Annotated in this window: 21 protein-coding genes and 1 tRNA gene; 13 read left to right on the forward strand and 9 right to left on the reverse strand. The window is 69.6% G+C overall.

All coding sequences use genetic code 11. The features are described from left to right. The first annotated feature begins 42 nt into the window (after window positions 1–42). On the forward strand, window positions 43–615 hold the full coding sequence (locus NQ706_RS04795; RefSeq protein WP_038569617.1) for a helix-turn-helix domain-containing protein: 573 nt from the start codon (window positions 43–45) through the stop codon (window positions 613–615). 104 nt (window positions 616–719) lie between these two features. Here the strand turns inward: NQ706_RS04795 and NQ706_RS04800 are convergent, their stop codons facing one another. Further along, window positions 720–2180: an FAD-binding oxidoreductase gene (locus NQ706_RS04800; RefSeq protein WP_081873751.1), complete on the reverse strand. Its 1461-nt coding sequence runs from the start codon at window positions 2178–2180 to the stop codon at window positions 720–722. A gap of 134 nt (window positions 2181–2314) precedes the next feature. Further along, on the reverse strand, window positions 2315–3880 hold the full coding sequence (locus NQ706_RS04805) for a sodium:solute symporter (protein WP_376783766.1): 1566 nt from the start codon (window positions 3878–3880) through the stop codon (window positions 2315–2317). Between the two features lie 253 nt (window positions 3881–4133). Between NQ706_RS04805 and speB the strand changes: the two genes are divergently transcribed. Next, complete coding sequence (gene speB / locus NQ706_RS04810) at window positions 4134–5156, forward strand: agmatinase (protein WP_006947199.1); 1023 nt, start codon at window positions 4134–4136, stop codon at window positions 5154–5156. Further along, window positions 5153–6904 (forward strand): thiamine pyrophosphate-binding protein, encoded by a 1752-nt coding sequence (locus NQ706_RS04815; RefSeq protein ID WP_081873750.1) that lies wholly within the window; start codon window positions 5153–5155, stop codon window positions 6902–6904. The genes speB and NQ706_RS04815 overlap by 4 nt, the downstream gene beginning before the upstream one ends. A gap of 146 nt (window positions 6905–7050) precedes the next feature. Here NQ706_RS04815 and NQ706_RS04820 read toward each other — a convergent pair whose 3' ends face one another. Further along, window positions 7051–7560 carry a MarR family winged helix-turn-helix transcriptional regulator gene (locus NQ706_RS04820; RefSeq protein WP_051806209.1) on the reverse strand — a complete coding sequence of 170 codons (510 nt, stop codon included), beginning with the start codon at window positions 7558–7560 and terminating at the stop codon, window positions 7051–7053. 82 nt (window positions 7561–7642) lie between these two features. On the opposite strand from NQ706_RS04820, the gene NQ706_RS04825 reads away from it, so the two are divergent. Then, entirely contained in the window at window positions 7643–9127 is a 1485-nt protein-coding gene (locus tag NQ706_RS04825; RefSeq protein ID WP_231729417.1) for an MFS transporter, read from the forward strand. A gap of 270 nt (window positions 9128–9397) precedes the next feature. On the opposite strand, the gene NQ706_RS04830 is transcribed toward NQ706_RS04825, so the two are convergent. Continuing rightward, window positions 9398–9997, reverse strand: a complete 600-nt coding sequence (locus tag NQ706_RS04830; RefSeq protein WP_038569615.1) for a hypothetical protein — start codon at window positions 9995–9997, stop codon at window positions 9398–9400. Beyond that, entirely contained in the window at window positions 9994–10218 is a 225-nt protein-coding gene (locus NQ706_RS04835; protein ID WP_038569613.1) for a hypothetical protein, read from the reverse strand. The genes NQ706_RS04830 and NQ706_RS04835 overlap by 4 nt, the downstream gene beginning before the upstream one ends. A 133-nt stretch (window positions 10219–10351) precedes the next feature. Between NQ706_RS04835 and NQ706_RS04840 the strand changes: the two genes are divergently transcribed. Further along, entirely contained in the window at window positions 10352–10813 is a 462-nt protein-coding gene (locus NQ706_RS04840; RefSeq protein WP_150112804.1) for a hypothetical protein, read from the forward strand. 269 nt (window positions 10814–11082) lie between these two features. Here NQ706_RS04840 and NQ706_RS04845 read toward each other — a convergent pair whose 3' ends face one another. The 3 genes from NQ706_RS04845 to gabT all read right to left on the reverse strand — a co-directional run bounded on the left by NQ706_RS04845 (window position 11083) and on the right by gabT (window position 15416). Then, window positions 11083–12468 carry an NAD-dependent succinate-semialdehyde dehydrogenase gene (locus tag NQ706_RS04845; protein ID WP_038569610.1) on the reverse strand — a complete coding sequence of 462 codons (1386 nt, stop codon included), beginning with the start codon at window positions 12466–12468 and terminating at the stop codon, window positions 11083–11085. Between the two features lie 24 nt (window positions 12469–12492). Next, window positions 12493–13947 carry an NAD-dependent succinate-semialdehyde dehydrogenase gene (locus NQ706_RS04850; RefSeq protein WP_006943997.1) on the reverse strand — a complete coding sequence of 485 codons (1455 nt, stop codon included), beginning with the start codon at window positions 13945–13947 and terminating at the stop codon, window positions 12493–12495. Between the two features lie 131 nt (window positions 13948–14078). Then, window positions 14079–15416 (reverse strand): 4-aminobutyrate--2-oxoglutarate transaminase, encoded by a 1338-nt coding sequence (gene gabT, locus NQ706_RS04855; protein ID WP_006943994.1) that lies wholly within the window; start codon window positions 15414–15416, stop codon window positions 14079–14081. Window positions 15417–15641: 225 nt separating this feature from the next. Between gabT and NQ706_RS04860 the strand changes: the two genes are divergently transcribed. After that, window positions 15642–16517, forward strand: coding sequence for a LysR family transcriptional regulator (locus NQ706_RS04860; protein ID WP_038569601.1), 876 nt, complete (start codon window positions 15642–15644; stop codon window positions 16515–16517). Window positions 16518–16532: 15 nt separating this feature from the next. Here the strand turns inward: NQ706_RS04860 and NQ706_RS04865 are convergent, their stop codons facing one another. Next, window positions 16533–18545 (reverse strand): acyltransferase family protein, encoded by a 2013-nt coding sequence (locus NQ706_RS04865; protein ID WP_167539860.1) that lies wholly within the window; start codon window positions 18543–18545, stop codon window positions 16533–16535. Window positions 18546–19301: 756 nt separating this feature from the next. Here NQ706_RS04865 and NQ706_RS04870 point away from each other — a divergent pair. From NQ706_RS04870 to kdpB, 7 genes are all read left to right on the forward strand, one after another. Then, a tRNA-Pro gene (locus tag NQ706_RS04870) sits at window positions 19302–19378 on the forward strand. A gap of 187 nt (window positions 19379–19565) precedes the next feature. Beyond that, window positions 19566–20555 carry a cytochrome c oxidase assembly protein gene (locus NQ706_RS04875; protein WP_167539859.1) on the forward strand — a complete coding sequence of 330 codons (990 nt, stop codon included), beginning with the start codon at window positions 19566–19568 and terminating at the stop codon, window positions 20553–20555. 173 nt (window positions 20556–20728) lie between these two features. Continuing rightward, window positions 20729–21190: a hypothetical protein gene (locus NQ706_RS04880; RefSeq protein WP_038569595.1), complete on the forward strand. Its 462-nt coding sequence runs from the start codon at window positions 20729–20731 to the stop codon at window positions 21188–21190. A 2-nt stretch (window positions 21191–21192) separates the two neighbouring features. Further along, a complete protein-coding gene (locus NQ706_RS04885; RefSeq protein WP_038569592.1) occupies window positions 21193–21582 on the forward strand; it encodes a hypothetical protein in 390 nt (129 codons plus the stop codon). Between the two features lie 58 nt (window positions 21583–21640). After that, on the forward strand, window positions 21641–21742 hold the full coding sequence (gene kdpF / locus NQ706_RS04890) for a K(+)-transporting ATPase subunit F (protein ID WP_197079011.1): 102 nt from the start codon (window positions 21641–21643) through the stop codon (window positions 21740–21742). Between the two features lie 11 nt (window positions 21743–21753). Next, on the forward strand, window positions 21754–23391 hold the full coding sequence (gene kdpA / locus NQ706_RS04895; RefSeq protein WP_038569589.1) for a potassium-transporting ATPase subunit KdpA: 1638 nt from the start codon (window positions 21754–21756) through the stop codon (window positions 23389–23391). Continuing rightward, window positions 23388–25403 (forward strand): potassium-transporting ATPase subunit KdpB, encoded by a 2016-nt coding sequence (kdpB, locus tag NQ706_RS04900; RefSeq protein ID WP_038569586.1) that lies wholly within the window; start codon window positions 23388–23390, stop codon window positions 25401–25403. Before kdpA ends, kdpB begins: the two co-directional genes overlap by 4 nt.

Genomic DNA, 25403 nt, shown 5'->3' on the forward strand with positions numbered 1-25403 from the left:
CCGGCGTAGGGTTTACCGCAATACAACCAAGGGGGAGCTGGCGTGAAGTCACTACCAGTGCAAGGGGTGCGTGAGAACGTCGCCATCGGCGCCCGGCTGCGCAACGCCCGGCTGGCGCGCCGCTACACCCTCGAGCAGGCCGCGCAGCTCGCCGGCATGACGAAGGGGTTTCTCAGCCGCGTCGAACGCGACCTCACGTCGCCGTCCGTCGCCTCTCTCGTGACGCTGTGCCAGGTGCTGCAGATCGAGGTCGGCTCGCTCTTCGAGGCACCCCGCACGTCGCTCATCAAGCTTGCCGACGCGCCGGTCGTCGACATGGGCGGCACGGGCATCGACGAGCGCCTCGTCACGGGTCGTCAGGAACGTTCCGTGCAGATGCTGCGCGCCGTCATCCAACCCGGCGGGGCCGGTGAGGCCGAACCGTACGCCATCGACTGCGAGCTCGAGATCTGGCACGTCGTCTCCGGCGCGCTCGACGTGACGCTGCACGACGCCACGCACCGACTCGACGCCGGCGACACCCTCACCTTCCCCGGCCGCGAACCACACACCTGGCGCAACGCCGCCGACGGCGAGAGCGTCGTCATCTTCACCCTCATCCCCGTCGCGCGTTGACGGGGCTCAGGCCACCTGCACGTGGTTGTCACCCTCGACGTACTCGATGACGAGGGTGCCACCGACGGCTTCGAGGTAGCTGCGGATGCTGCGCGCGCTCGATATCAAGAGTGATCGCTCGCAAGGTTCACACCCGGGTTGAGGGTCCCATTCGGGTCGAAGACGCGCCGCAGTTCGCGCTGGATGCGCGTGTTCGTCTCGCCGAGCTCGACGGGCAGCACGCTCGCCTTGAGGCGCCCGACGCCGTGCTCACCGGTGATGGTGCCGCCGAGATCGAGGCCGAGCTGCATGATCTCCTCGAACGCGGCGTAAGCGCGACGCTTCTCGTCCACGGCCTCGGGAGCGTCGCCGGGGGAGTAGAGCACGGCGGGGTGCATGTTGCCGTCGCCGAGGTGGCCCGCCGTCGCGACGCGTATGCGGTGCTTCTTGCCGAGCGCCCGCACGCCGTCGACGAGTTCGCCGGTGCGTCGCAGAGGCACGCAGACGTCGTCGACGAGGTCGCGGCCCATCGCCTCGAACGCGTTGCCGACGAGGCGCCGCGCAGCGGTGAACTGCAGTGACTCCGCGACGGATTCGGCGACGAACACCTCCGCGCCGGCCTCCTCGGCGAGGCGCGAGAACGCCGCGAACTCGACGTCCTGACGTGTGGCGTCGTCACACCCGACGATGAGCATGCCGTCGACGGACTCGTCGAAGCCGAGATCGGCCATGCGCTGCACCGCGGCGAGCGTCGGGCCGTCCATGAACTCCAGCATCGACGGGCGCCCACCGGCCTCGAGGTAGGTTGCCGCCACCTCGCACGCACGCGACGCCGAGTCGAACAGTGCGACGGCGACCAGTTCGTCGTCAGGCGCCGGGACGAGAGCGAGCGTCACCTCCGTGACGACACCGAGTGTGCCCTCCGACCCGACGATGAGGCCCGTGAGGTCGTACCCCGCGACGCCCTTCGCCGTCGGAGTGCCGGTGCGCATGACGCTGCCGTCGGCCAGCACGACCTCGAGCGCACGCACGAACTTCTTCGTCACCCCGTACTTGACGCAGCACAGGCCCCCGGCGTTCGTCGCGACGTTGCCGCCGATCGAGGAGATGCGCCACGAGCCCGGGTCCGGGGGATAGAACAGGCCCTGCTCACGCACGGCGTCCGACAGATCGCCGTTGAGCACACCCGGTTCGACGACGGCGATGCGCTCGGCAGGGTTGATGGTCTTGATCGCGTTCATGCGGGAGACATCGAGCACGAGGCACCCGTCGATCGCGTTCGCGCCACCCGACAGCCCGGTGCCCGCACCCCGCGTGATGACGGGCACGCCACGCTCGTTCGCCCACCGCATCGTCGCGACGACGTCGTCACGGCACGTCGCGCGCACGAGCGCGATGGCCGCACCCACCTCTTCGACGGGGGAGCGGTCACGGCTCGCGGCGTCGACGACGTCGGGGTCGGTGACGAGCGTGCCGCTCAGCTGCGCGGCGAGGGCGTCGAGGTCGTCCGCTTTCGGGACGGCTGGTGCCGTGGCCGCGGAAGCCTCGTCGGGGGTGGGCTGCTCGCGCTGATCGGGGGTGCTCATGCGGTCTCCTCGTGAGGTGGGCGGTCTTCGGGGCGCGATGGGGCGCGTCGTGACTCAGCAGGGACGCCGATGCCGCCGTCCGCTCCAGCGTGCGAGCGGACGGCGGCATCGTCAAGCCGCGGCGGGCAAGTGCCTCAGCGTGCGGTCGGCGTGGCGTCGAGTTCGACGTCGGCGGGGCGGTGGACGCGGGCGTCCCACTCGGCGCGCACCGCGTCGTCCGTCTTCGGCGTCGCGAGGGAAGCGACGACGAACGTGACGAGCGAGGCGATGAGGCCGTAGTAGATCGGCTCATTGGCGAGGATGCCGCTCAGGGTGTCGCCGAGCTTGTTCGCCTGGTAGACCATCCCGGCCACGGTGACGAGCGTGCCGACGAGCATCGAGATCGCGGCGCCCGTGCCGTTGGCGCGTTTCCACACGAAACCGCCGAGGATGGCGACGAGCAGGCCGCCGACGAGGATGTCGTACGCCACCGTCAGCGACGCGACGACGAGGTCGCCGCCGTTGTCGAGGCGCGCCATGAGGATCGAGATGAGCACCGTCAGCACGCCGAGGCCGAGGACGAACGCGCGGTTCTCGCGGATGTTCTTCTCACTGTGCGGGTCGGACGCATCATCGTTCGCGGCGTGCGAGCCTGTGCTCTTCAGGGCGTCGTGGTCGCTGTAGGCGTCGACGGCGACGTCGTCGACCGCGCGGGCACGGCCCGTCAGGAACGGGACGACGTCGTTGCGGGCCACCGTCGCGCACGCGATGAGCGCGCCGGACGCCGTCGACATCATCGCCGCGACGGCGGCGGCGAGCACGAGACCGCCGATGCCGACGGGCAGGATCTTGTCGGCGACCTCGGCGTAGACGTCGTTCTTCGCCTTGATGCCGTCGCCGAGGACGGCGTGCGCGCCCATGCCGATGATCGCGCCGGCCGCGCCGTAGAGGATGCAGTAGACACCGGCCATGGTGCCGCCGAGACGCGCTACCTTCGGGGTGCGCGCGGTGAAGACGCGCTGCCAGATGTCCTGGCCGATGAGCATGCCGAACATGTAGACGACGAACCACGTGATGATCGTCTGCGTGTCGGCGCCGACCTTGCCGCCGGCGATGGCGAAGTAGTCGTCGCCCAGGCGCTCGCGGATGCCGGAGAAACCGTCGGCCTTGACGAGCACGAACGGCAGCATGAGCGCAAAGATGCCGATCGTCTTGATGATGAACTGCACCTGGTCGGCCAGGGTGATCGACCACATGCCGCCGATGACGGAGTACACGAGCACGACGGCGCCGCCGATGGCGATGCAGATCCAGCTGTCGAGGCCCGTCAGCACGTGCAGGACGGTGGCGTACGCGCCGGTCGAGGTGACGACGAGGAACATCGTGTACAGCATCATGACGATGCTGGACGCGCCCGCGGCGCTCTTGCTGCCGTAGCGCAGTTTCAGCATGTCGCTGACGGTGTAGACGCGCAGCTTCGAGATGGTGCCGGCGAACAGCAGCGACAGCAGGAGCACGCCGACGCCGATGGCGACGACGAGCCACATGCCCGACAACCCCATCTTGTAGCCGAGGCCGACCCCGCCGACCGTGGAGGCGCCACCGAGGACGACGGCCGCCATCGTGCCGGTGTAGAGGAAGGTGCCGAGGCGGCGGCCGGCGACGAGGTAGTCGCTGGAGTTCTGGGTGCGCGAGCGGCCCCAGAACCCGAAGCCGAGCATCGCGACGAGGTAGAGGACGACGATCACGAGGTTGAGGTCCACGAGGGCCTCCTTGGATCCGGGTGGCATGGCTCTGGCATGAGTCCACGGTGAACCGTATGAATATACGAGATCGACTCGTGACAAACGAGAGATTCGCATTGGTAAACACGTCCGTTAATCTGATCGTGACCTGATGAGTGGCCGTTCGACGGCTCGACGGGGTGCTCGCACCGGGCGTGCGCGGGCCTCGTCGGAAGAGGAAGAGGACGAGATGGATCACCCCCGCATCGAGGCCGGCGGCAACGTCGGGCCCGTCAATGCCGCCCTCACGCCGCGGTACGCCGGCCTCGGCACGTTCGCGCGCCTGCCGCGCATCGAGGACGTCTCGAAGGCCGACGTCGCCGTCGTCGGCATGCCGTTCGACACCGGCGTCTCCTACCGCCCCGGTGCGCGTTTCGGCGCGACGCACGTGCGCGAGAGCTCGCGTCTGCTGCGCCCGTTCAACCCGGCGCAGTCCGTGTCGCCGTTCGCGCAGATGCAGATTGCCGATGCCGGTGACATCGCGCTCAACCCGTTCGACATCGAGTCGGCGCTGAAGGAAGCGGAGGAGGGTGCACGTCAGTTCGTCGACGAGGGCACCTCGCTCATCACGATCGGCGGCGACCACACCCTCGCCCTGCCGCTGCTGCGCGCGCACGCGAAGAAGCACGGCCCCGTCGCGCTGCTGCACTTCGACGCGCACCTCGACACGTGGGACACCTACTTCGGCGCCGAGTACACGCACGGCACGCCGTTCCGCCGCGCGTTCGAGGAGGGCCTCATCGACTCCTCCGGCGTCTGCCACGTCGGCACGCGCGGCCCGCTGTACGGCACGCAGGACCTCGAGGACGACGCGCGCTTCGGCTTCGGTGTCGTGACGAGCAACGACGTCATGCGCATGGGCGTCGACGAGGTCGTCGGGTTCCTGCGCGAGCGCGTCGGCGACCGTCCGCTGTACGTCTCGCTCGACATCGACGTGCTCGACCCCGCGCACGCGCCGGGCACCGGCACCCCCGAGCCGGGCGGTCTGACGTCGCGTGAGCTGCTCGAGATCCTGCGCGGCCTGCGCGGCACGAACCTCATCGGCGCCGACGTCGTCGAGGTCGCACCGCCCTACGACCACGCCGAGCTGACGGGCCTGGCGGCCGCCAACGTCGTCTACGAGTACATGTCGCTGCTCGCGCTCGGTGCGGACGCCGCGCCCGGCGGGCCCGCGTACGGCGAGTCCGGCACGGTGTACGGGGCCCAGCGGTGAGCGAGCAGATCCGTCACCCCGAGCCCGAAGCCGTCGCGCCGGCGGGCGAGGGCGAGAAGATCCGCAACGGTGGCGACCTCGTCGTCGAGACGCTCGAAGCGCTCGGCACGACGACGGTGTTCGGCATTCCCGGTCAGCACGCGCTGGGCCTGTTCGACGCGCTGCGCCGCTCGGGGCTGCACTTCATGAGCTCGCGCGTCGAGAACAACGCAGCCTTCGCGGCCGACGGCTACTCGCGCGTCTCAGGCAAGCCGGCCGCGCTGTTCCTGTCGACCGGGCCGGGTGCCCTGACGGCGCTGCCCGGGCTGCAGGAGGCGTACGCGACGAGCGTGCCGATGGTCGTCGTCGCCTCGCAGGTGCCCGTCTCGGGCCTCGGCGGCGCGCGTCGCGGCATGCTGCACCAGCTCGACGAGCAGCGCCGCGCCGCCATCGACGTGACGAAGTCGCAGCGCACGGTGACGCACCACGCCGCCATCCCGACGGCCATCGAGTCGGCGTGGGTCGAGGCGATGACGTATCCGCGCGGGCCCGTGTGGGTCGAGGTGCCGCAGGACGTGCTGCTTGCGAAGACGGAGATCCCGCCGATCCGCACGGCCGTCTCGGCGCCGACGCCGGAGGGGCCGCGCCCCGAACTCGTCTGGGCTGCAGTGAAGTTGCTCGCGGGCGCGAAGCGCCCTGCCATCGTCGCTGGTGGTGGCGTGCGCCGCGCCGGCGCCGAGAGGGCGCTGCTCGCCCTGGCGGAGAAGCTCGACGCACCCGTCGTCTGCTCGCCGGGTGGCAACTCGGGTTTTCCGGTCGATCACGCGTTGTCGATGGGGTCGTGGGTCGAGGACCGCGCCGTCACCGACCTCCTCGCGGACGCCGACGTCCTGCTCGCGGTCGGCACCTCGCTCGGTGAGGTGACGTCGAACTACTTCACGCTGAAGCCCGCCGGCAAGCTCATCCACGTCGACGCCGAGCCGCGCGTGCTCGAGTCGAACCACCCCGCGCTCGGCATCGCGTGCGACGCGAAGGCGGCGCTCGATGCGTTCGTCGCGGCGTTCCCGGCAGAGGCGCCCGCGGGGCGCGCGTCGGGAGCCGAGCGTGCTGCCGAAGTGCGCAAGGCGATCGTCGCCCGGCTCGACGGTCAGGTTCTCGCCCACGAGCGCGCGTTCATGGACGCCATCCGCGCCGGCATCCCCGACGAGGTGCCGACGTTCTGGGACATGACGATCGCCGCCTACTGGGCCTGGAACTGCTGGGACGGCCGCTCCGGTGGCTTCCACTCGGGTCAGGGCGCCGGCGGGCTCGGGTTCGCGTTCCCGGCCGCGCTCGGCGGCGCCGTCGCGCTCGCGGAGAAGCGCGGCGCGAAGCTGACGGACGTCGACGCGGCGTTCTCCGTCGGCGGGCACGAGCGCGTCGTCGCCGTCGCTGGTGACGGCTCGTCGATGTACTCGATCGCCGAACTCGCGACGGCCGTGCAACACGGCATCCCCGTCACGTGGCTCATCGTCGACGACGGCGGCTACGGCATCCTGCGCGAGTACATGGAGGCGACGTTCGGCCAGGCGACGCACACCGAACTGGCACGACCAGACTTCGTCGCCTTGGCGGAGTCGTTCGGTGTCGAGGCTCAAGAGGTGGCTGTGGGTGACGAGGTCGGCTACGGCGAGTTGACCGACGCCCTGCGCGCGACGTTCGCCGCCGATGTCAACGGCCCGCGCGTCATCGTCGTCAAGACCCACCTCGAGATGTTCGCGATGAGCTGACCCCTCTGCGATTCCTGTCCCCTTCTGCGATTTTCGTCCACCTTCACGAAGGTGAACGAAAATCGCAGATGAGGACGTAGATCGCCGTTGGGTACGGGATGGCGAGAGTGAGGGGGGCGGCGGCTTCGCGGTGTGGCCGGGGACTCTCAGGGCGTGCCGGGGGCGCGCGGCGCGCCGTGGGGTGAGGGCGTCGGCGGTTCCTTGTAGGCGTCGATGAACGTCGCGAACGAGCTGACGAGACGTTCGCGTTCGCCGGCGGGCAGAGCGGCGAGGGCGTCGTCGACGCGGTCGAGGTGACGTCCGACGCTGCGCTCGTAGAGCGCCGCGCCGTCGTCGCTCGCCTCGAAGAGCCAAGCGTGAGACCCGGATTCGCGGAATCGCCGGACGACGCCGGCCCGCACCGCAGCGTTGACCTGACGGTTCGCCGTCGACTGCTCGAGCTCAAGTTCGCACGCGATCTGCTTGAGCGTGCGCGGCGGGCCGTCGCCCGTCAGCAGCCACAGCAGGCGGCCCTCGGCGATGCGCAACTCGCTCGCCTGCTCCTCGGCGCGGCGCATGATGTCGAAGTGAGAGAGCAGGCGCGCCATGGTGCGGGCACAGTCGCCGTTGCCGTCGTCGGCGGCGGTGTCGATGTCGCTCGCCACGTCTGCCGCCATCCCGTCACCCCGCTTGTTGCTTCGTACAACTAAATGTAATCTCATCGGGTAGGTATGTAATTTACACAAACGGAGTGGTCACTTGTCCTCACCCACCGCGCCGACCGGGGCCGCCCCCGCGATGCGCTTCTCCCCGATGACGGTCGTCGCCGTCCTCTGCATCGGCAGCCTCAGCGGCGCGCTCATGCAGTCCCTCGTCATCCCGATCCAGCGCGAACTGCCGGAGCTGCTGCACACGTCCGCGAGCAACGCCTCCTGGGCGGTGACGGCGACGCTGCTCGCCGGCGCCGTGACGATGCCCGTCACCGGCCGCCTCGCCGACATGTACGGCAAGAAGCGAGTCCTGCTCGTATCGGCGACGCTGCTCGTCCTCGGTTCGGTCGTCGCGGCGCTGTCGAGCACCCTCGCGCCGTTCCTCGTCGGCCGCGCGCTGCAGGGCATGGCGATGGGCTACATCCCGGTCGCCATCAGTCTCGTGCGCGAGGTCGCTCCGCCCGCGCGTGCGACGGGCGCCGTCGCCGCCGTCAGCGCGACGCTCGGTGTCGGTGGTGCGCTTGGTCTGCCGCTCGCAGCGTGGATCGCGCAGGACTACTCGTGGCACGACCTGTTCTGGCTGTCCGCGGTGCTCGCCGCCGTCGTCGTCGTGCTGACGGCGTTCGTCGTGCCGCACATCCACGACGAGCACCCGGCGCACATCGACCCTGTCGGCATCATCGGTCTCGCCGTGGGTCTGGTCTCGGCGCTCGTCGGTGTCTCGAAGGGCTCCGAATGGGGGTGGGGCAGTGGGCGCACGATCGGCAGCATCGTCGCCGGTGTCATCGTGCTGCTCGTCTGGGGCGCGTACGAGCTGCGTCACCACGATCCGCTCGTCGACCTGCGCACCATGGCGCGCCGCCCGGTGTTGTTCACGAACCTCGCGGCCGTGCTCGTCGGATTCGGCATGATGGCGCAGTCCATCATCGTGCCGCAGCTGCTCGAGATGCCCGAGGCCACCGGGTACGGTCTCGGCCAGTCGATCCTGCACGCCGGGCTGTGGATGGCTCCCGCGGGCCTCATGATGATGGCGTTCGCGCCCGTCTCGAGCGCGCTCATCACGCACCGCGGTGCGCGGGTGACGCTCGCCACCGGTGCGCTCGTCATCAGCATCGGCTACGTCATCGCGCTGTTCCTCATGAACGCGCCGTGGCAGCTCATGGTCGCCTCGTGCGTCGCGTCGGCGGGTGTCGGCATCGGTTACGCCGCGATGCCGACGCTCATCCTCGACAACGTGCCGATGCACGAGGCCGGCGCCAGCGTCGGCGTCAACGGCCTGATGCGTTCGGTCGGCACGACCGTCGCCGGCGCCGTCATGGCCGCCGTGCTGACGAGCCGCACGACCGTCCTCGCGCCGGGGACGCCCGCCATCCCGACGGAGGGCGCGTTCAAGGTGTGCTTCATCATCGGGGCCTGCGCCGCCGTCGCGGGCGCCGCCATCGCGATGCTCGTCCCGCGACGTGTGCGCCCCGACGCCGAGGCCCAGCCGGCCGGCGTCGACCTCGCACCGGAGGGCGCCGTCGTCGCGGGCTGAACCCGTCGCTCACGGTGAGCTCGAACGTCGCCCGCGAAGGTGTCAGATCTGACGCGTTCGCGGGCGACGTTCGTCATGAATGGCTGACGTCGGATGCAGTACCCCGATGGCGCGACATGTCGCGTAAGTCGGGATGCTGTGACGCAAGAACGCCCCACTCGTGCGACGTGACGCACGTGTGAGGGTCGCGAAGCCCGCGGAGCCCCCATTGCGCGATGTGACGCACCATCGGGTAGTTGCCGTCGCCGGCGGCCAGTTGACGTCACGGGTTCAGACGGGCGCTCCTGCTTCCCGATGGAGGAAGTGGAGCAGGTTGGCGAAGCCGCGGGCATCGTCGATGGCCTTGTGGGTGTGCTCGACGTCGCCGAGCCAGTGCTGCGGGAGTTTCGGAGCGGGCAGCTCAGCGGGCGGGCGGCCGGTGAGAGCTGACGTGTAGGAACGCAGACACAGAGCGGGGCCGGTGAACAGCTTGTCGTCCTCATAGGGGCCCTGATGCAGCCCGTAGGTCGTGAACCGACGAAGGTAGTAGTCGATCCACGTGCCGTCGAACGAGAGAAGGGCGGCACAGAACGCGCGGTGGCGGGGGAGAGTCATGATCCAGTCCACATAGCGGCGCATGACGTCCGTGATCGGCTGGGCGTTCTGCGTGGCTGCCTCCCACGCACCTGGCTCCGAGTCGAACCACGCCTTGGTGCGCGGGTTGGGCGCCGCATCGGGCAGTGGTTCGAGGACGGCTTCGAATTCGCCGAACATCTCGCCCGACATCGTCGTCGCGACGGACGCGAGCGAACGCATCGAGTTGGCGCCCGGGTGCGGTCCGTCGACCTCGATGTCCGTGACGACCCACACCCACTCATCGGTTTCGGTCATGGCGTCGCAGGGTAGGTGAGGTTGCAGGTGAACGCGAGATTCTGCACCTCGCCACTCATGGGGAGGAGGTTCGTCGAACCCGCCGGGCGATGCTGGTCCTGGTAGTTGGACCACGCGACGAGGGCGTCACGATACGTCGTGCACTGGGTCTTCGTGGGGTGCTCGGCCAAGCTGGGACGCGGTGGCCCGCCGAGCGCGAAGCCGTTCGCGTCGCGAGCCACGTCGCTCGTCTGTGAGCTTCTGGAAGCCGAGGTCGTGCCGCCGTTGTTCTGCGCCTGGTAGGCGGGCCAGGCTGTCTTGTTGATCGCGTACTCGGAGGCGTTGCACGGTGCGTCGCCCTCTTCGTAATGGCAGGTGAACGTGGTCGCCGACGGGCGTGTGCGGCGTGGCTGTCCAGTTGCGGCGGCGGTGGATTCGGCAGGAGGTACGACGGACGGCGTGTGCCCCTGGCCCGGGCTCGTGGTGGGAGCTGCTGACGACCAGCTGGAGGAGGGAACTTCGGTCGTTGAAGGCGGCGAGGTTGACGTGCTGGGCGCGGATGCCGCCGATGTTTTCTCGGCGGCCGATGCGGAGCCTGAGGAGATGGTGCTTGTGGCGTCGGCACTCGTCGCCTTGTCAGAACTGCACGCGGAGGTGCTGACGAGGACGAGCAGCGGGATGGCGAAGGTGCAGCGCCTCATGAATACCGTTCGGTCGGGGCGCCATGTCCTGGCGCTGAAGTCCTCATTGTCGCGTCTTTGGTTCGTTCCCGGGGCGGTAGGCATCAATCGCAGTGCCCCGATGGCGCGGCATGTCGCGCAAGTGGGGATGCTGTGACGCAAGAACGCCCCACTCGTGCGACGTGACGCACGAGTGGGGCGTTCTCAGGCCCCGAGGGTCAGGTGGGCGTACTTCGTCAGCCCGCGATCACTTCGGCGGTCCGACGCGCGCCCGAAGGGGCCGGGGCACATCCTCGCTTCGCTGCGGTGCACCCCGCCCCTTCGAGCTTCGTCAGCCCGCGATCACTTCGGCGGTCCGACGCGCGCCCGAAGGGGCCGGGGCACATCCTCGCTTCGCTGCGGTGCACCCCGCCCCTTCGAGCTTCGTCAGCCCGCGATGCGGATCATCCGCTTGTTGCAGAACTCGTCGAACCCGTACGTGCCGAGCTCGCGCCCGAAACCGGAACGCTTGACGCCACCGAACGGCAGCTCCGACGAAGAACCGGGGGCCTCGTTGATCGACACCATGCCCGACTCGAGCCGATCGGCCACGCGCAGCGCGGCGTCGACGTCAGACGAGTGCACCGACGCGCCGAGACCGAACAGCGTGTCGTTCGCGATGCGCACGGCCTCGTCCTCGTCGGCCGCCTTGTACATGACGGCGACGGGGCCGAAGATCTCCTCGCTCCACGCGCGCATCTGCGGCGTGACGCCGGCGAGCACCGTCGGCGTGACGTACGCGCCCGGACCGTCAGGACGCTTGCCACCGACGACCACCTCGGCGCCCGCGTCGACGGCGTCGTCGATCCGCGCCTGAATACCCTTCGCGGCGGCCTCCGTGACGAGCGGGCCGATGTTCGTCGACTCGTCGTGCGGGTCGCCCATCTTCAACCCGGCGACGGCCTCGGCGAACTTCGGCACGAACTTGTCGTACGTCTCGTCGCCGATGAGGATGAACCGCTTCGCCGCGTTGCACGCCTGGCCCGAGTTCTCGAAGCGGCCGAGGATGCCGTCCTCGACGGCCTTGTCGATGTCGGCGTCCGGCAGCACGATGAACGGGTCACTGCCGCCGAGCTCGAGCACGGCCTTCTTCAGGTTGCGCCCCGCACGCTCACCGACGGCCGAACCGGCACGCTCCGAACCCGTCAACGACACGCCCTGCACGCGCGGGTCGTCGATGAGCATCGCGATCTGCTCGTTCGTCGCGTAGAGGTTCTGATAGACATCCTTCGGCACCCCGGCGGCGTGATAGATCTCCTCGATCACCTTCGCCGAACGCGGGCACTGCGGCGCGTGCTTGAGCAGGATGACGTTGCCGAGCAGCAGGTTCGGCGCCGCGAAACGCGCGACCTGGTAGTAGGGGTAGTTCCACGGCATGACGCCGACGATGACGCCGACGGGCTCCTTGCGCATGTACGCGCGCCCGTCACGCTCGCCCAGGTCGAGCTCCTCGTCGGCAAGCACCTCCGGCGCGTGCTTCGCGTTGTACGCGTGGATGTCGCCCGAGAGCCACACCTCACCCGTCGCGTCGCCGTAAGGCTTGCCCATCTCGTCACCGATGATGCGCGCCAGTTCCTCCTGACGCGAGTCGTACTCGGCCGCGACGCGCTCGATGATCGCGATCTTCTCCTCGAGCGGCACCTTGCGCCAGCGCTCGCGGGCGGCGTAGGCGCGCTCGAGGGCGGCCATCACCTCATCGTCGGTCGCGGTGGGGAAGGTCTCCTCGACCTCACCCGTCGCCGGGTTCGTCACCGTGTAGATGGCTTCACTCATCACATGCCCCTTCGTCGCAGGCGCTCAGAGCGCCATGCCCACGTACTTGGTCTCGAGGTACTCGTCGATGCCCTGGAAGCCGCCCTCGCGGCCGAATCCGGAGGCCTTGACCCCGCCGAACGGCGCGGCCGGGTTCGAGATGACGCCGACGTTGACGCCGACCATGCCGTACTCGAGCTTCTCGGCGACCCGCAGCGCCCGCGAGTAGTCCTTCGAGAAGAAGTACGCGGCGAGGCCGTACTCCGTCGAGTTCGCGCGGGCGATGACGTCGTCCTCGTCGGTGAACGTCTGGATCGCGGCGACCGGGCCGAAGATCTCCTCCCGCACGATGTCGTCGTCACCGGGCACGTTCGTCAGGACGGTGGGGGCGACGAAGTTGCCCTCGCTCGGCACCTGCTCGTCGCCGCACACCTTCGTGGCGCCCGCGGCGACGGCACCGTCGATGAGTCGCTGGACGTTCTTCACGGCCTTGCCGGTGATGAGCGGGCCGACGGTGACGCCCTCGTCCATGCCGTTGCCGACCGTCATCGCCTTCATCTTCGCGGCGAACTTCTCGCCGAACTCCGCGGCGACCGACTCGTGCACATACAGACGGTTCGCGGCCGTGCAGGCCTCACCGATGTTGCGCATCTTCGCCGCCATCGCGCCCTCGACGGCCGCGTCGACGTCAGCGTCCTCGAAGACCATGAAGGGCGCGTTGCCACCGAGCTCCATCGACACGCGCAGCAACTGCTCGGCCGACTGCTCGACGAGCTTGCGGCCGACAGCCGTCGAGCCGGTGAACGTCAGCTTGCGAGCTCGCGGGTCGCGAATGAGCGGCTCCATGACGCCGCCCGAATCGCTCGTCGTGACGACGTTGACGACACCCTTCGGGACGCCGACCTCCTCGAGGAGCGCGACGAGGGCGAGCATCGTCAGCGGCGTCTCGGCGGCGGGCTTGATGACCATCGTGCAACCGGCCGCGAGCGCCGGACCGATCTTGCGCGTGCCCATGGCGAGCGGGAAGTTCCACGGCGTGATCATGAGGCACGGGCCGACGGGCTGCTTCATCGTCAGCAGTCGCGATCCGCCCGCGGGGGCGGGCAGGTACGTGCCGTTGATGCGCACGGCCTCCTCCGCGAACCAGCGGAAGTACTCGGCGCCATAGGCGACCTCTCCCTTGGCCTCGGCGAAGGGCTTGCCCATCTCGAGGGTCATGAGCGCCGCGAAGTCGTCGGTGCGCTCGATGAGCAGCTCGAACGCCTTGCGCAGCAGTTCGGAACGCTCACGCGGTGTGGTGGCCGCCCAGCTCGCCTGCGCGGCGTGCGCGGCGGCGAGGGCTGCGTCGCCGTCAGCGGGGGAGGCGTCGGCGACGCGCGCGAGGACCTCGCCGGTCGCGGGGTTCGTCACCTCGAGCGTCTTGCCGCCCTCCGCGTCGCGCCATGCGCCGTCGACGAACAGCTGCTTCGGCACGTCGTTGATCAGAGCCTTCGTGTCCATGTGTCTTTCCTATCCCAGATTCGTGGTGTACCGGCGAGTACGGCGGGTGCAGCTGTGGAAGCGGCTGTGCCGGATCGCCCGGGGCGGGGCGATCCGACACAGCCTGTGGATGGTCGTGCTCGCTCAGGCGCTCAGGCAGTCGCGGAGTCGAACGCTTCGGCGATGATGTCGAGGCCTTCGCGCAGCAGGCCGTCACCGATGACGAGCGGCGGCAGGAAGCGCAGGACGTTGCCGTACGTGCCGGCCGTCAGCGTGACGACGCCCTGAGCGTTCGCGGCGGCCGCGATCTTCTTCGTCAGGTCGGCGTCGGGCTCCTTCGTGCCGGCCTTGACGATCTCGACGGCCATCATGCCGCCGCGTCCGCGGATGTCGCCGACGACGTCGTGCGTGTCGGCGATCTGGCCGAGGCGCTCGCGGAAGATCGCCTCGATCTCCTTGGCGCGCGCGGGCAGGTTCTCCGACTCCATCGTCTCGATGGCGCCGAGGGCGCCCGCGCAGGCGACGGGGTTGCCGCCGTAGGTGCCGCCGAGGCCGCCTGCGTGGACGGCGTCCATGATCTCGGCGCGGCCCGTCACGGCCGCGAGCGGCAGGCCGCCCGCGATGCCCTTGGCGGTCGTGATGAGGTCGGGCACAACGCCTTCGGCGTCGCACGCGAACCAGTCGCCGGTGCGGCAGAAACCGCTCTGCACCTCGTCGGCGATGAAGACGATGCCGTTCTCGCGGCACCAGTCGGCGACCTTCTTCAACCAGCCGGCGGGCGGCACGATGAACCCGCCCTCACCCTGGATGGGCTCGATGATGACGGCCGCGACGTTCTGCTCGCCGATCTGCGCGTGCACAGCGCTCGTGAACGCCTCGAAGGCGTCGTCAGTGATCGTGTCGGCGTTGCCGACCCAGCGGTACGGGTACGCCATCGGCATGCGGTAGACGTCGCCCGCGAACGGCCCGAAGCCCTGCTTGTACGGCATGTTCTTCGCCGTGAGCGCCATCGTCAGGTTCGTGCGGCCGTGGTAGGCGTGGTCGAACGCGACGACGGCCTGACGGCCCGTGTGGACGCGCGCGATCTTGACGGCGTTCTCGACGGCCTCGGCGCCCGAGTTGAACAGCGCCGAACGCTTCTCGTGGTCACCGGGCGTCAGCTCGTTGAGCTTCTCGCAGACGGCCGTGTACTCCTCGTACGGCGTCACCATGAAGCAGGTGTGCGTGAAGTCGTCGAGCTGGTTCTTGGCCTTCTCGACGACCTTCGGCGCCGAGTTGCCGACGCTCGTCACGGCGATGCCGGAGCCGAAGTCGATGAGCTGGTTGCCGTCGACGTCGACGAGGATGCCGCCGCCCGCACGCTCGACGTAGACAGGCAGGCCGATGCCGACGCCCGCGGAGACCGCGCCCTTCGTCCGCTGGTGCAGTTCCTGGCTCTTCGGGCCGGGGATGGCGGTGACGAGCTTGCGCTCCTGAGGGACGGACGTCATGGCCGTGTCCTTTCGTCGTACGGGATCGAACCGAGGTGCGAGTGACCAGGGTCGATCAGTGTTCTCCCTCACTCTGAGGCTTGGCGCCTATGCTGTCCAATATCAATTTTCGATGATTGGTATGCATGTTGGGAATAGGCCGCTGATGGGCTCTGGCCGGCCGCCGAGGGCGGTGAAAGTGACCGTAGATCGCCGATGTGGACGTAGATCGCAGAAGGGGACGGTATGGAGTTGAGGGCGGTCGAGTGCTTCGTCGCCGTTGCCGACGCCGGGACGGTGACGGCCGGCGCGGCGCGACTCGGCGTGGGGCAACCCGCCGTCACGCGTCAGATCCAGCAGTTGGAGCGGCAGCTGCGCATCCGCCTGTTCGATCGTGAGGACGGGCGGCTGCGCCTCACCTCCGCCGGCATCGACGTGCTGCCCGTCGCGCGTCGACTGCTGCGCCAGGCCGACGCCGTGAGTGACGCGGCCCGCGGCGTCGCAGCCGGCCGTCTGCAGCGGGTTCGTCTCGTCAGCCCCGGCACGACCCGCGACGACGTCCTCGCCCCCTGGCTCGCGACGTGGTCCGCCGACGCGCCGCTGCCGAGCATCGCCGAAGCGTCCGTCGACGACGTCTACGACACGTTGCGTCGCGGAGCCGACCTCGCCGTGGCGCCGCTCGCACCACCCCCGGCGTTGGGCAGCCGCGTCGTCGCGCGCCTGCCGCTGTGGGCGTGCGTCGCGCCGACCCATCCGTGGGCGCAGCGCGATGCCGTCCACCTCGACGAGCTCGCGGGTGCTGACCTGCTCCTGCTCGAACGCAGCTTCTCGGCGCGCCGCGTGCTCGACGCAGCCCTCGACGCAGAGCAGCTCGGCGTCGAACCCCGCGCGGAGTTCGCCTCACCCGTCGTCGCCCAGGCCGTCGCGGCCAGCGGGCGCGGCGTCTGCGTCCTCACCGACGACCCCCGCTTCGGCCTCGTGCCCCTCACGATCCGCGACGCTGACGGCGACGCTCTCGGCATCCGCCTCCACGCCGCGTGGGATCGTCGCCATCACGCCGCTGACGCGCTCGAACGGCTCGCGCAGGATCTGTCGCGGTTCACGCGACGGAGGTATGCCTGACGAGTCGTGTCGTGGTCAGGCCTTCGAGGCCTTCTGCACGAGGCTGATGTAGACGGGCATCGCTGCGAGGGTGGGGTGGACGCCGTCGATGAAGTACTCGGGGTGGTCCTTGGAGGCGCCGTACCAGTCGACGAGGTGCACCCACGGCCGGCCCTTCGCCGCCTCGCGGATCGCATGCAGCGCCTGCTTCTGGGTGCCGAGCGTGGTCTTCGGCAGCACGAGCACGACGCGTTCGTCCTTCAACGCGTCGAGGGTCTTGGCAAGCATCTCCTGCGGCACGACACCGTTGTCGCCGGTGTGGATCAGGACGACGTCGCTCCTGATCGTCCCCGCCTTCGCAGCCGCCATGACCTGCTCGAGCACCGCGTTCGCCTGCTGGCTCTTCGCGGCGTGGTTGTCGACCGTGCGGTAGGCGTGCGGGAGCTGGTTGAGCGCGACGGACGCGGGGACGGAGTCGCCCCAGACGCTGATGCTCATCTGCTTCGTGGCGCGGGTGTCGAGCCCGGCCACGGGGGTGTTGCTCGACGACGACGGGCTCGCCGAGGTCGACGGCGCCCCGGGGTGCCCCGGCGTCGGCGGGGCGGACGGCGCCGGGGTGGGCGTGGCGTCGATCCCGGGCGCGGGTGCCGTCGTCTCGGTCGACCCCTGACGGTGCGCGACGATCTGTGTCGCCGTGACGATGAGCGCTGCCGCGAGTGCGAGACTCGCGACCATGGCGCCGACACGGCGGTCGACGACAGCGCCCCGCGCGCGACGCAGGCAGGCGCGCACCCCGGCGCGGCGTACGGGCATCTCGACGTAGCGGTAGCTCAGTTCGGCGAGCACGAACGTCGCGATGCTCAACCCGATCGCGGGCAGCAGCCACGACGACTCCATCGCGTCGGTGACGAACGGCAGCGTCACGAGCGGCCAGTGCCACAGGTACAGCCCGTACGAGCGGTCGCCGACGTAGCGCAGCGGGCGCCACGACAACGCGCGGGTGAGCGGGCCGTCATGGACGACGACCCACACGAGCGCCGCCACGACGAGCGAGAAGGCGAAGAAACCGCCCCAGCGGTAGAAACCCATCGAGAGGAAGTCGAGCTGCGTCATCACGACGATGACGGCGACGAGCGCGGCGACGCCGGCGGCCGTCATGCGGGTCGTCGCCGGGGCGAACGTGAGGCGCGAGCGGAACCCCCGCGCGTCGAGCAGCAGTGCGAGGGCGGCGCCGACGAGCAGGCCCATGACGTGTGTGTCCGTGCCGAAGTAGACGCGCGTGGGGTCGTCGGCCCAGCGGCCGCTCGAGGCGAAGGCGCCGACACTCATCGCGATGCTCGAGGCGAGCGCCCCGCCGATCGTCACGGCCAGCAGGACGTGACGCCGCGTTCGTGTGGCGCGAACAGCGAGGAGCACCCCCGCCACCACGAGCGGCCACAGCAGGTAGAACTGCTCCTCGATCGCGAGCGACCACAGGTGTTCGAGGAACCACCACGAACCGAAGTCGCCGTACTGCCGTCCGCCGTACACGTACCACCAGTTCGACGTGTACGTCAGCGCCGCCGCCGAATCGCGCAGTTGCTGCGCGAGGCCGGACGGATGGAAACACGCCGTGACGAGCGTCGTCACGGCGAGCAGGAGCAGCGCGGCGGGCGCGAGGCGTCGTACGCGAGCGGCCCAGAACGCCTTCAGATCGATGCCGCGCAGCGGCCAGCGCGACCACAACTGGCTCGTGATGAGGTAGCCCGACAGGACGAAGAAGATGTCGACGCCCAGGAAACCGCCGCTGAACCCGGGCACCCGGAAGTGGAACGCCATGACGGCCAACACCGCGAGCGCGCGCACGCCGTCGAGGGCCGGCAGCCGGCCGCGCCGCGGAGTCGCGACGGTCGCTCGCGCGGCGTCGGAGGCTGGTTGCACGGCGTCGGAGGACGACGGGGCGCTCGTGTCGGCCGATGTGGTGGGGCCTGTGATGGCGTCAGTGCGAGCGGCGTCCGAGGACGGGGCGCTCGTGTCGGTCGACGTGGTGGGGTCTGTCGTGGCGTCCATCGCGTCGGTGACCACTGACGTCGCGTTGCTCGCCGCGGATTCGCGAGCCGGCGGGGCCAACCGTTCCGCGTGGTGGGGTGCCTGACGCGGGGGTGGCGCGAGCATGTCCGTGGGGCGTCTCCGAGGCCGAGAGCTCGCCTCGCGGGCCGCTCGGTTCGTGCGGTCGACCGACTGCCCGACGGTCGTGCGGGAGGCCGCCGCTGTCGCCGGCGTCTCGACGACGTCCCTCGATGGCTCGACGCGCAACGTGTCCGCGTCGTTCTTGACGCGCGCGCTCGGGGACGCTTCCCGAGATGCGGGAGGCGACGTTGCGGGAGGGCTCGCTGATCGCGGCGGGGACGTCAGCGGGTCGGCGCTGAAGAGCCAGTCGGGCAGGGCGTCGCTCGATGAGGGCGCGCCGCTTCGCCCTGCGTCGCGGTCGCGGCTCCCGCCGCGGCCTCCCGCGGCGGCGCCGTCGCGACCAGCCGAGCCGCGACCAGCCGTGCCGCGACCAGCCGTGCCGTGACCGCGAGGCGTGCGTGGCCCGTCGTGGTCCGTGCCCACGATTGTTCCCCCTGGCGTTCGTTCCTCCCTGACCTTTGATGGTATGACCTGACCGCCCCGATGGACGTGGCGACGCGGCCACGATGACGTAGCTCACGAACGGGCCGCCAGGGCGTCGGCGACGACGGTGCCCCGACGATTAGCGCCGACGCGCCGCGGCATGTAAGGTTTGGTGTCGCTGCCGATCGCATCGGTGGCGCATGACGAGAGTCGCGGGGTGTGGCGCAGCTTGGTAGCGCGCGTCGTTCGGGACGACGAGGTCGCAGGTTCAAATCCTGTCACCCCGACCAGCGTCAGCAAGGCCCTCATCGGTTCGCCGATGGGGGCCTTCGCCGTACCCGTCCGAATGCGGGCCCAGCCGTGTGCGTCGTGGCCGCAGTGCGCAGTTGCCCGATCCCGCGGCGACGCGAGCGCGTTCGAAACCGCCGCCGAGGCGAGTTCACCGCCCTCCCAGCCGACGCGCGCACAATGCCCGCTGTGAACGAACTGCATGCCTCGTCATGGCTGACCGACTGGCGACCGGGCTCATGGGGCACCCTCCTCGTCGCAGTCGTGACGATCGGCTACGTCGCCCCCTGGATCCGCGCACGCCGTCGCGGACGAGCTGACGTCTCGTGGCTCGCGTGGTTCCTGACGTTCGGAGCCGGCGCCCTCGCCTACACGCTGTGCGGGCCTGTCGAGGTGTGGTCGACGCGCCTCATGTGGGTGTTCGCGCTGCAGGTCGCGCTGCTCGTCGCCGTCATCCCGACTGGCTTGGCGCTCGCGCGCCCCGTCGACGTCATCGAGGGCGCGACGGGGTCGACGGCGCTGCGCCGAGTGCTCGGCGGGCACCTCGGACGGGCGCTCATGTACCCGTTCGTCAGCTCGATCCTCGCGATGGTGAGCGTCATCGTCGTCTTCTTCACGCCCTACGGGCAGGCCGCGCTCGACTCCACGCCGATGCGCATCGTGCTCACCGTGCACCTTCTCGTCGTCGGCGGCACCGTCGTGCTGCCCCTGCTCGCCGGCGATCTGCTGCCCGCGTGGGCCGGGCCCGGCGTGCGCGTCCTGCTCGCCTGCGTCGACGGCCTGTTCGACGCGATCCCCGGCATCCTCGTCATGACGCACCACGATCTGCTCATGCCGCACTTCCCCGGCTTTGCCGCGTCCGCCTCCACCTACCGCGGCGACATGTCCGCCTCGCTCGATCAGAAGTTCGCCGGGGGAGCGCTGCTCGCCGTCGCCGAGAGTGTCGGGCTGCCCCTGCTCGCAGCCGTCTTCATCGAATGGATGCGAGCCGATCGCGCGAGCGCCCTCCGCGCCGACGCCGAACTCGACGCCCAGTACGGCGACGGCCCCGGCACGACGACGCCATGGTGGATCACCGCGGCACCCACCACGTCCGAGGGCAGCGCCGACGCGACCCTCACCGCCTCCGAGGGCCTTGCCGACGTCCCACCCGATCGGACGTCAACACCCTCGAGGTGACGCACACCACGATTCGGAGCGTTTTCCCAGCGGCTCACGGGCAATTCCCCAGATGAGTCCTTTCCCTTCTTCTATGGGGTTGAACGGGACGTGGCTGCCGATCGTGCTCGGCTGCGCCGCGGCACTCGTTCTCGTCGTCATCGTCCGGGGAGGCTCGTGGGGGGGCGCAAGTCGTGGATGCAGCGCTGTCGCGCCTCGGCCCGACGGCTCTGTTCACCACGCTCGTGCTCGCGCTCGTCGGTGCCCTGTTCAACAACGAGTACGCGTTCTACACGAGTTGGGGTGACCTGCTATGCGACCCGCCCGAGGACACACCGCGTCACCCCGTCATCGTCGCGATGCGCGGGTTGCCGGGCAGCCCCGAGTCCTACAACAAGCTCGACCACTTCTACACGCGCCTCGACAAGGCTGTCAGCGACCGCCGCATCGCCGCGCCCATCGTCGTCGTGCCGCAACTCAACCGCACCCCCGACGACGACACCGAGTGCATCGACGACCCGCACGGCCTGCAGACCGAGACGTGGCTCGCCTCGACGCTGCCGACGTGGGTGAGACAAACCTTCGCCGTCGCGCCCGGGCGCGGGTCGTGGGCGACGTGGGGTACTCCCTCGGCGGGTGGTGCGCCTCGAAGCTGACGATGAAGCACCCCGCGACGTTCGGCGCCGCCGTCGCCTACCAGGGCTACTTCCGCCCGCATTTCGACGGCCACCTGCCGTTTCAGCCAAACGCGCCGCAGGCGCGCAGCTACGACCTCATCGCCCTCGAGAAGACCAACCCGGTGCCCGTGTCGCTGCGGCTGTTCGCCTCCGACGCGAACAAGGTGAGCTACCCCTCCGTCAAGGAGATCCTCACCGTGGTGAAGCGGCCCACCGACGGCACGGCGCGCATCGCGCAGGCGGCGGCCACCGCCTGTCGGTGTGGACCCGAAAGATCCCGCGCTCGTTCGACTGGCTGGCACAGGTCCAGCCAGGTTTCGCACCACGCCCCTGAACGCCGGGGCGACGAAGCAGGGAAGGGCCTCACGTAAAGAACGCGCCAAGACGCGACAAGGCGACCTCAAGACGAGCGGTGCGCCATCTGCGCGGTTGCACGCTCGGTCCATGATCGAAATCGTCATCGCGGGCATCATCGCCCTCGCACTGCTGGGGTACCTGCTGTACGCCCTCATCCGGCCCGAGAAGTTCTGAGGGCCGCGCACATGAACGTCACTCTTCAGGCGATCTGCATGATCGCCACCATCGCGCTGCTGTTGGCGTTCATCCACGTGCCGCTCGGCACCTGGATGTACCGCTGCTTCACGGACGAGCGTGACTGGGCGCCGGAGCGCCTCATCTACCGCGCCGTCGGCGTCGACCCGCGCATCGAGCAGGGCTGGCGCACGTACGCCGTCGCCAGCGTCATGTTCGGCGTCGCGTCCGTCGTGCTGCTGTTCGCGCTCATCATGGCGCAGGGCGTCCTGCCCTGGGGCCTGGGGCGCAGCCAGGACTGGCACACGGCCTTCAACACGGCCGTGTCGTTCACGACGAACACGAACTGGCAGACCTACGGCGGTGAGTCGGGCGCCGGGTACACGGTCCAGATGGCCGGCCTGACGGTGCAGAACTTCGTCTCCGCCGCGACGGGCATCGCCGTCGCCGTCGCCCTGTGCCGCGCGATCGCGCGCAGCAACGCCGCGACGATCGGCAACTTCTGGGTCGACCTCGTGCGCGCCTGCACCCGCATCCTGCTGCCCATCGCGTTCGTCGGCGCGCTCGTGCTCGTCGCGGGCGGCGTCATCCAGAACCTCAGCAGCCCGCACGACGTGACGACGCTCGTCGGCGGCAGCCAGACGATCCAGGGCGGCCCCGTCGCCTCCCAGGAGGTCATCAAGCTGCTCGGCACGAACGGCGGCGGATTCTTCAACGCGAACTCGGCGCACCCGCTCGAGAACCCGAACGGGTGGACGAACCTGTTCGAGATCCTCCTCGTGCTCGCGATCCCCTTCTCCCTGCCGTGGATGTACGGCCTCATGGTCGGCGACCGGCGTCAGGGCGCCGTGTTCACGACGGCCATGGGCGCCCTGTTCACCCTGAGCGCCGGCCTCGGCATCTGGGCCGAGACGAGCGGTGCGCTCGGCTCGATGGAAGGCAAGGAGCAACGCTTCGGCATCGTCGGATCGGTACTGTTCGGCACCGCGACGACGGGCACCTCGACCGGCGGCGTCAACATGATGCACGACTCGATGAGCCCCCTCGGCGGCGGCCTCATGATGCTCAACATGATGCTCGGCGAGGTCTCGCCCGGCGGCGTCGGCACCGGCCTGTACAACATCATCATCTTCGCGCTGCTCACCGTCTTCATCGCCGGCCTCATGGTCGGGCGCACGCCCGAACTGCTCGGCAAGGCCATCGGCCGCCGCGAGATCACGTACGCGGCGCTCGCCGTCGTCGTCATGCCCGCGCTCGTGCTGGTGTTCACCGCCGCCGGCGTCGTGTTGCCCGTCGCGAAGGACGCCCTGCTCAACCACGGCCCGCACGGCCTCAGCGAGATGATGTACGCCTACACGTCGGCGTCGAACAACAACGGTTCCGCCTTCGCGGGCCTGTCGGCCGACCAGCCTTACCTCAACCTCACGCTCGCGGCGTGCATGTTCCTCGGACGCTTCCTGCCGATCGTGCTCGTGCTCGCCGTCGCCGGCGCGCTCGTCTCGCAGCAGCGACGCCCCGCCACGGCCGGCACGATGCCGACCCACGGGCCCGTCTTCACCAGTCTGCTCGTCGGCATCATCGTCATCGTCGCCGGGCTGACCTTCTTCCCCTCACTCGCTCTCGGCCCGATCGCGGAGGCCCTCTCGTGAACGCATCACTCGCCCGTACGGCTCTCGAATCGGCGCCGGACGCCCTGCGCAAGCTGGACCCGCGCCACCTCGTGCGCACCCCCGTCATCTTCGTCGTCTGGGTGGGCTCGGTGCTCACGACGGTGCTGTCGATCATGCACCCGTCGGTGTTCTCGATCTCCGTCACGATCTGGCTGTGGCTGACGATCCTGTTCGCCAACCTCGCCGAGGCCATCGCCGAAGGGCGCGGCAAGGCACAGGCCGACACGCTGCGTCAGACCCGCGTCGACTCGATCGCCCGCCGCCTCATGCCGCACGGCGGCGAGGAGCGCGTACCCGGCACCGAACTGCGCGTCGGTGACCGTGTCGTCGTCGAGGCCGGCGAGGTCATCCCCGGTGACGGCGACGTCGTCGACGGCGTCGCGACGGTCGACGAGTCGGCCATCACCGGTGAGTCGGCGCCCGTCATCCGCGAATCGGGTGGCGATCGCTGCGCCGTCACCGGTGGCACGACGGTGCTGTCGGACCGCATTGTCGTCGAGATCACGAGCAAGCCCGGTGAGACGTTCATCGACCGGATGATCGCGCTCGTCGAGGGCGCCGAGCGGCAGAAGACGCCGAACGAGATCGCCCTCGGCATCCTGCTGACGACGCTGACGATCATCTTCGTCCTCGCCGTCATGGCGATCTGGCCGATGGCGAGCTACTCGGGCCACGACATGTCGCTCGTCGTCCTCGTCGCGCTGCTCGTCTGCCTCATCCCGACGACGATCGGGGCCCTGCTGTCCGCCATCGGCATCGCCGGCATGGACCGTCTCGTGCAGCACAACGTGCTCGCGATGTCGGGGCGCGCCGTCGAGGCCGCCGGTGACGTCTCGACGCTGCTGCTCGACAAGACCGGCACGATCACCTACGGCAACCGCCGCGCCGGTGACGTCGTCCCCGTCGAGGGTGTCTCGCGCGAGGACCTCGTGCGCGCCGCGTGCCTGTCGTCGCTCGCCGACGAGACGCCCGAGGGTCGCTCGATCGTCGAATACGCTGCGGCAGAAGGGTTCACGGCGACCGAGATCCCCGACGTCGTCACCGTTCCGTTCACCGCGCAGACCCGCATGTCCGGTATCGACCTGCCCGACGGCAGCGCCATCCGCAAGGGCGCCGGCTCGGCCGTCGCCGCGTGGGTGCACGAGCTGGGCGGCCACATGGCGCACGACATCGACGCACGCGTGGAGGCGATCAGCCAGGCCGGCGGCACGCCGCTCGTCGTCGCCGAGCGTGACGCCGACGGCACCGCCCGCATGCTCGGCGTCATCCACCTCAAGGACGTCGTCAAGCCCGGCATGGCCGAGCGTTTCGCGCAGATGCGCGAGATGGGCATCCGCACCGTCATGATCACGGGCGACAACCCGCTGACGGCCGCCGCGATCGCGAAGGAGGCGGGGGTCGACGACTTCCTCGCCGAGGCGACGCCCGAGGACAAGATGCGCCTCATCAAGGCCGAGCAGGAAGGCGGGCGTCTCGTCGCGATGACCGGCGACGGCACGAACGACGCGCCCGCCCTCGCGCAGGCCGACGTCGGCGTCGCGATGAACACGGGCACATCGGCGGCGAAGGAGGCCGGCAACATGGTCGACCTCGACTCCGACCCGACGAAGCTCATCGACGTCGTCGCCATCGGCAAGCAACTGCTCATCACCCGCGGAGCGCTGACGACGTTCTCGATCGCCAACGACGTCGCGAAGTACTTCGCGATCATCCCCGCGATGTTCGTCGTCATCTTCCCGGGCCTCAGCAAGCTCAACATCATGCACCTGCACAGCCCCGAGTCGGCGATGCTGTCGGCGGTCATCTTCAACGCCCTCGTCATCGTCGCGCTCATCCCGCTCTCGCTCAAGGGCGTGGCGTACCGATCGCTCGGTGCCGCCGCGATGCTGCGCCGCAACCTGCTCGTCTACGGCGTCGGCGGCGTCATCGCGCCCTTCGTCGGCATCAAGCTCATCGACCTCGTCCTGTCCGTCATCCCGGGAGTGAAGTGA

Source organism: Dermacoccus sp. BD5, from assembly GCF_044878485.1.
Taxonomy (GTDB): Bacteria; Actinomycetota; Actinomycetes; order Actinomycetales; family Dermatophilaceae; genus Dermacoccus; species Dermacoccus nishinomiyaensis.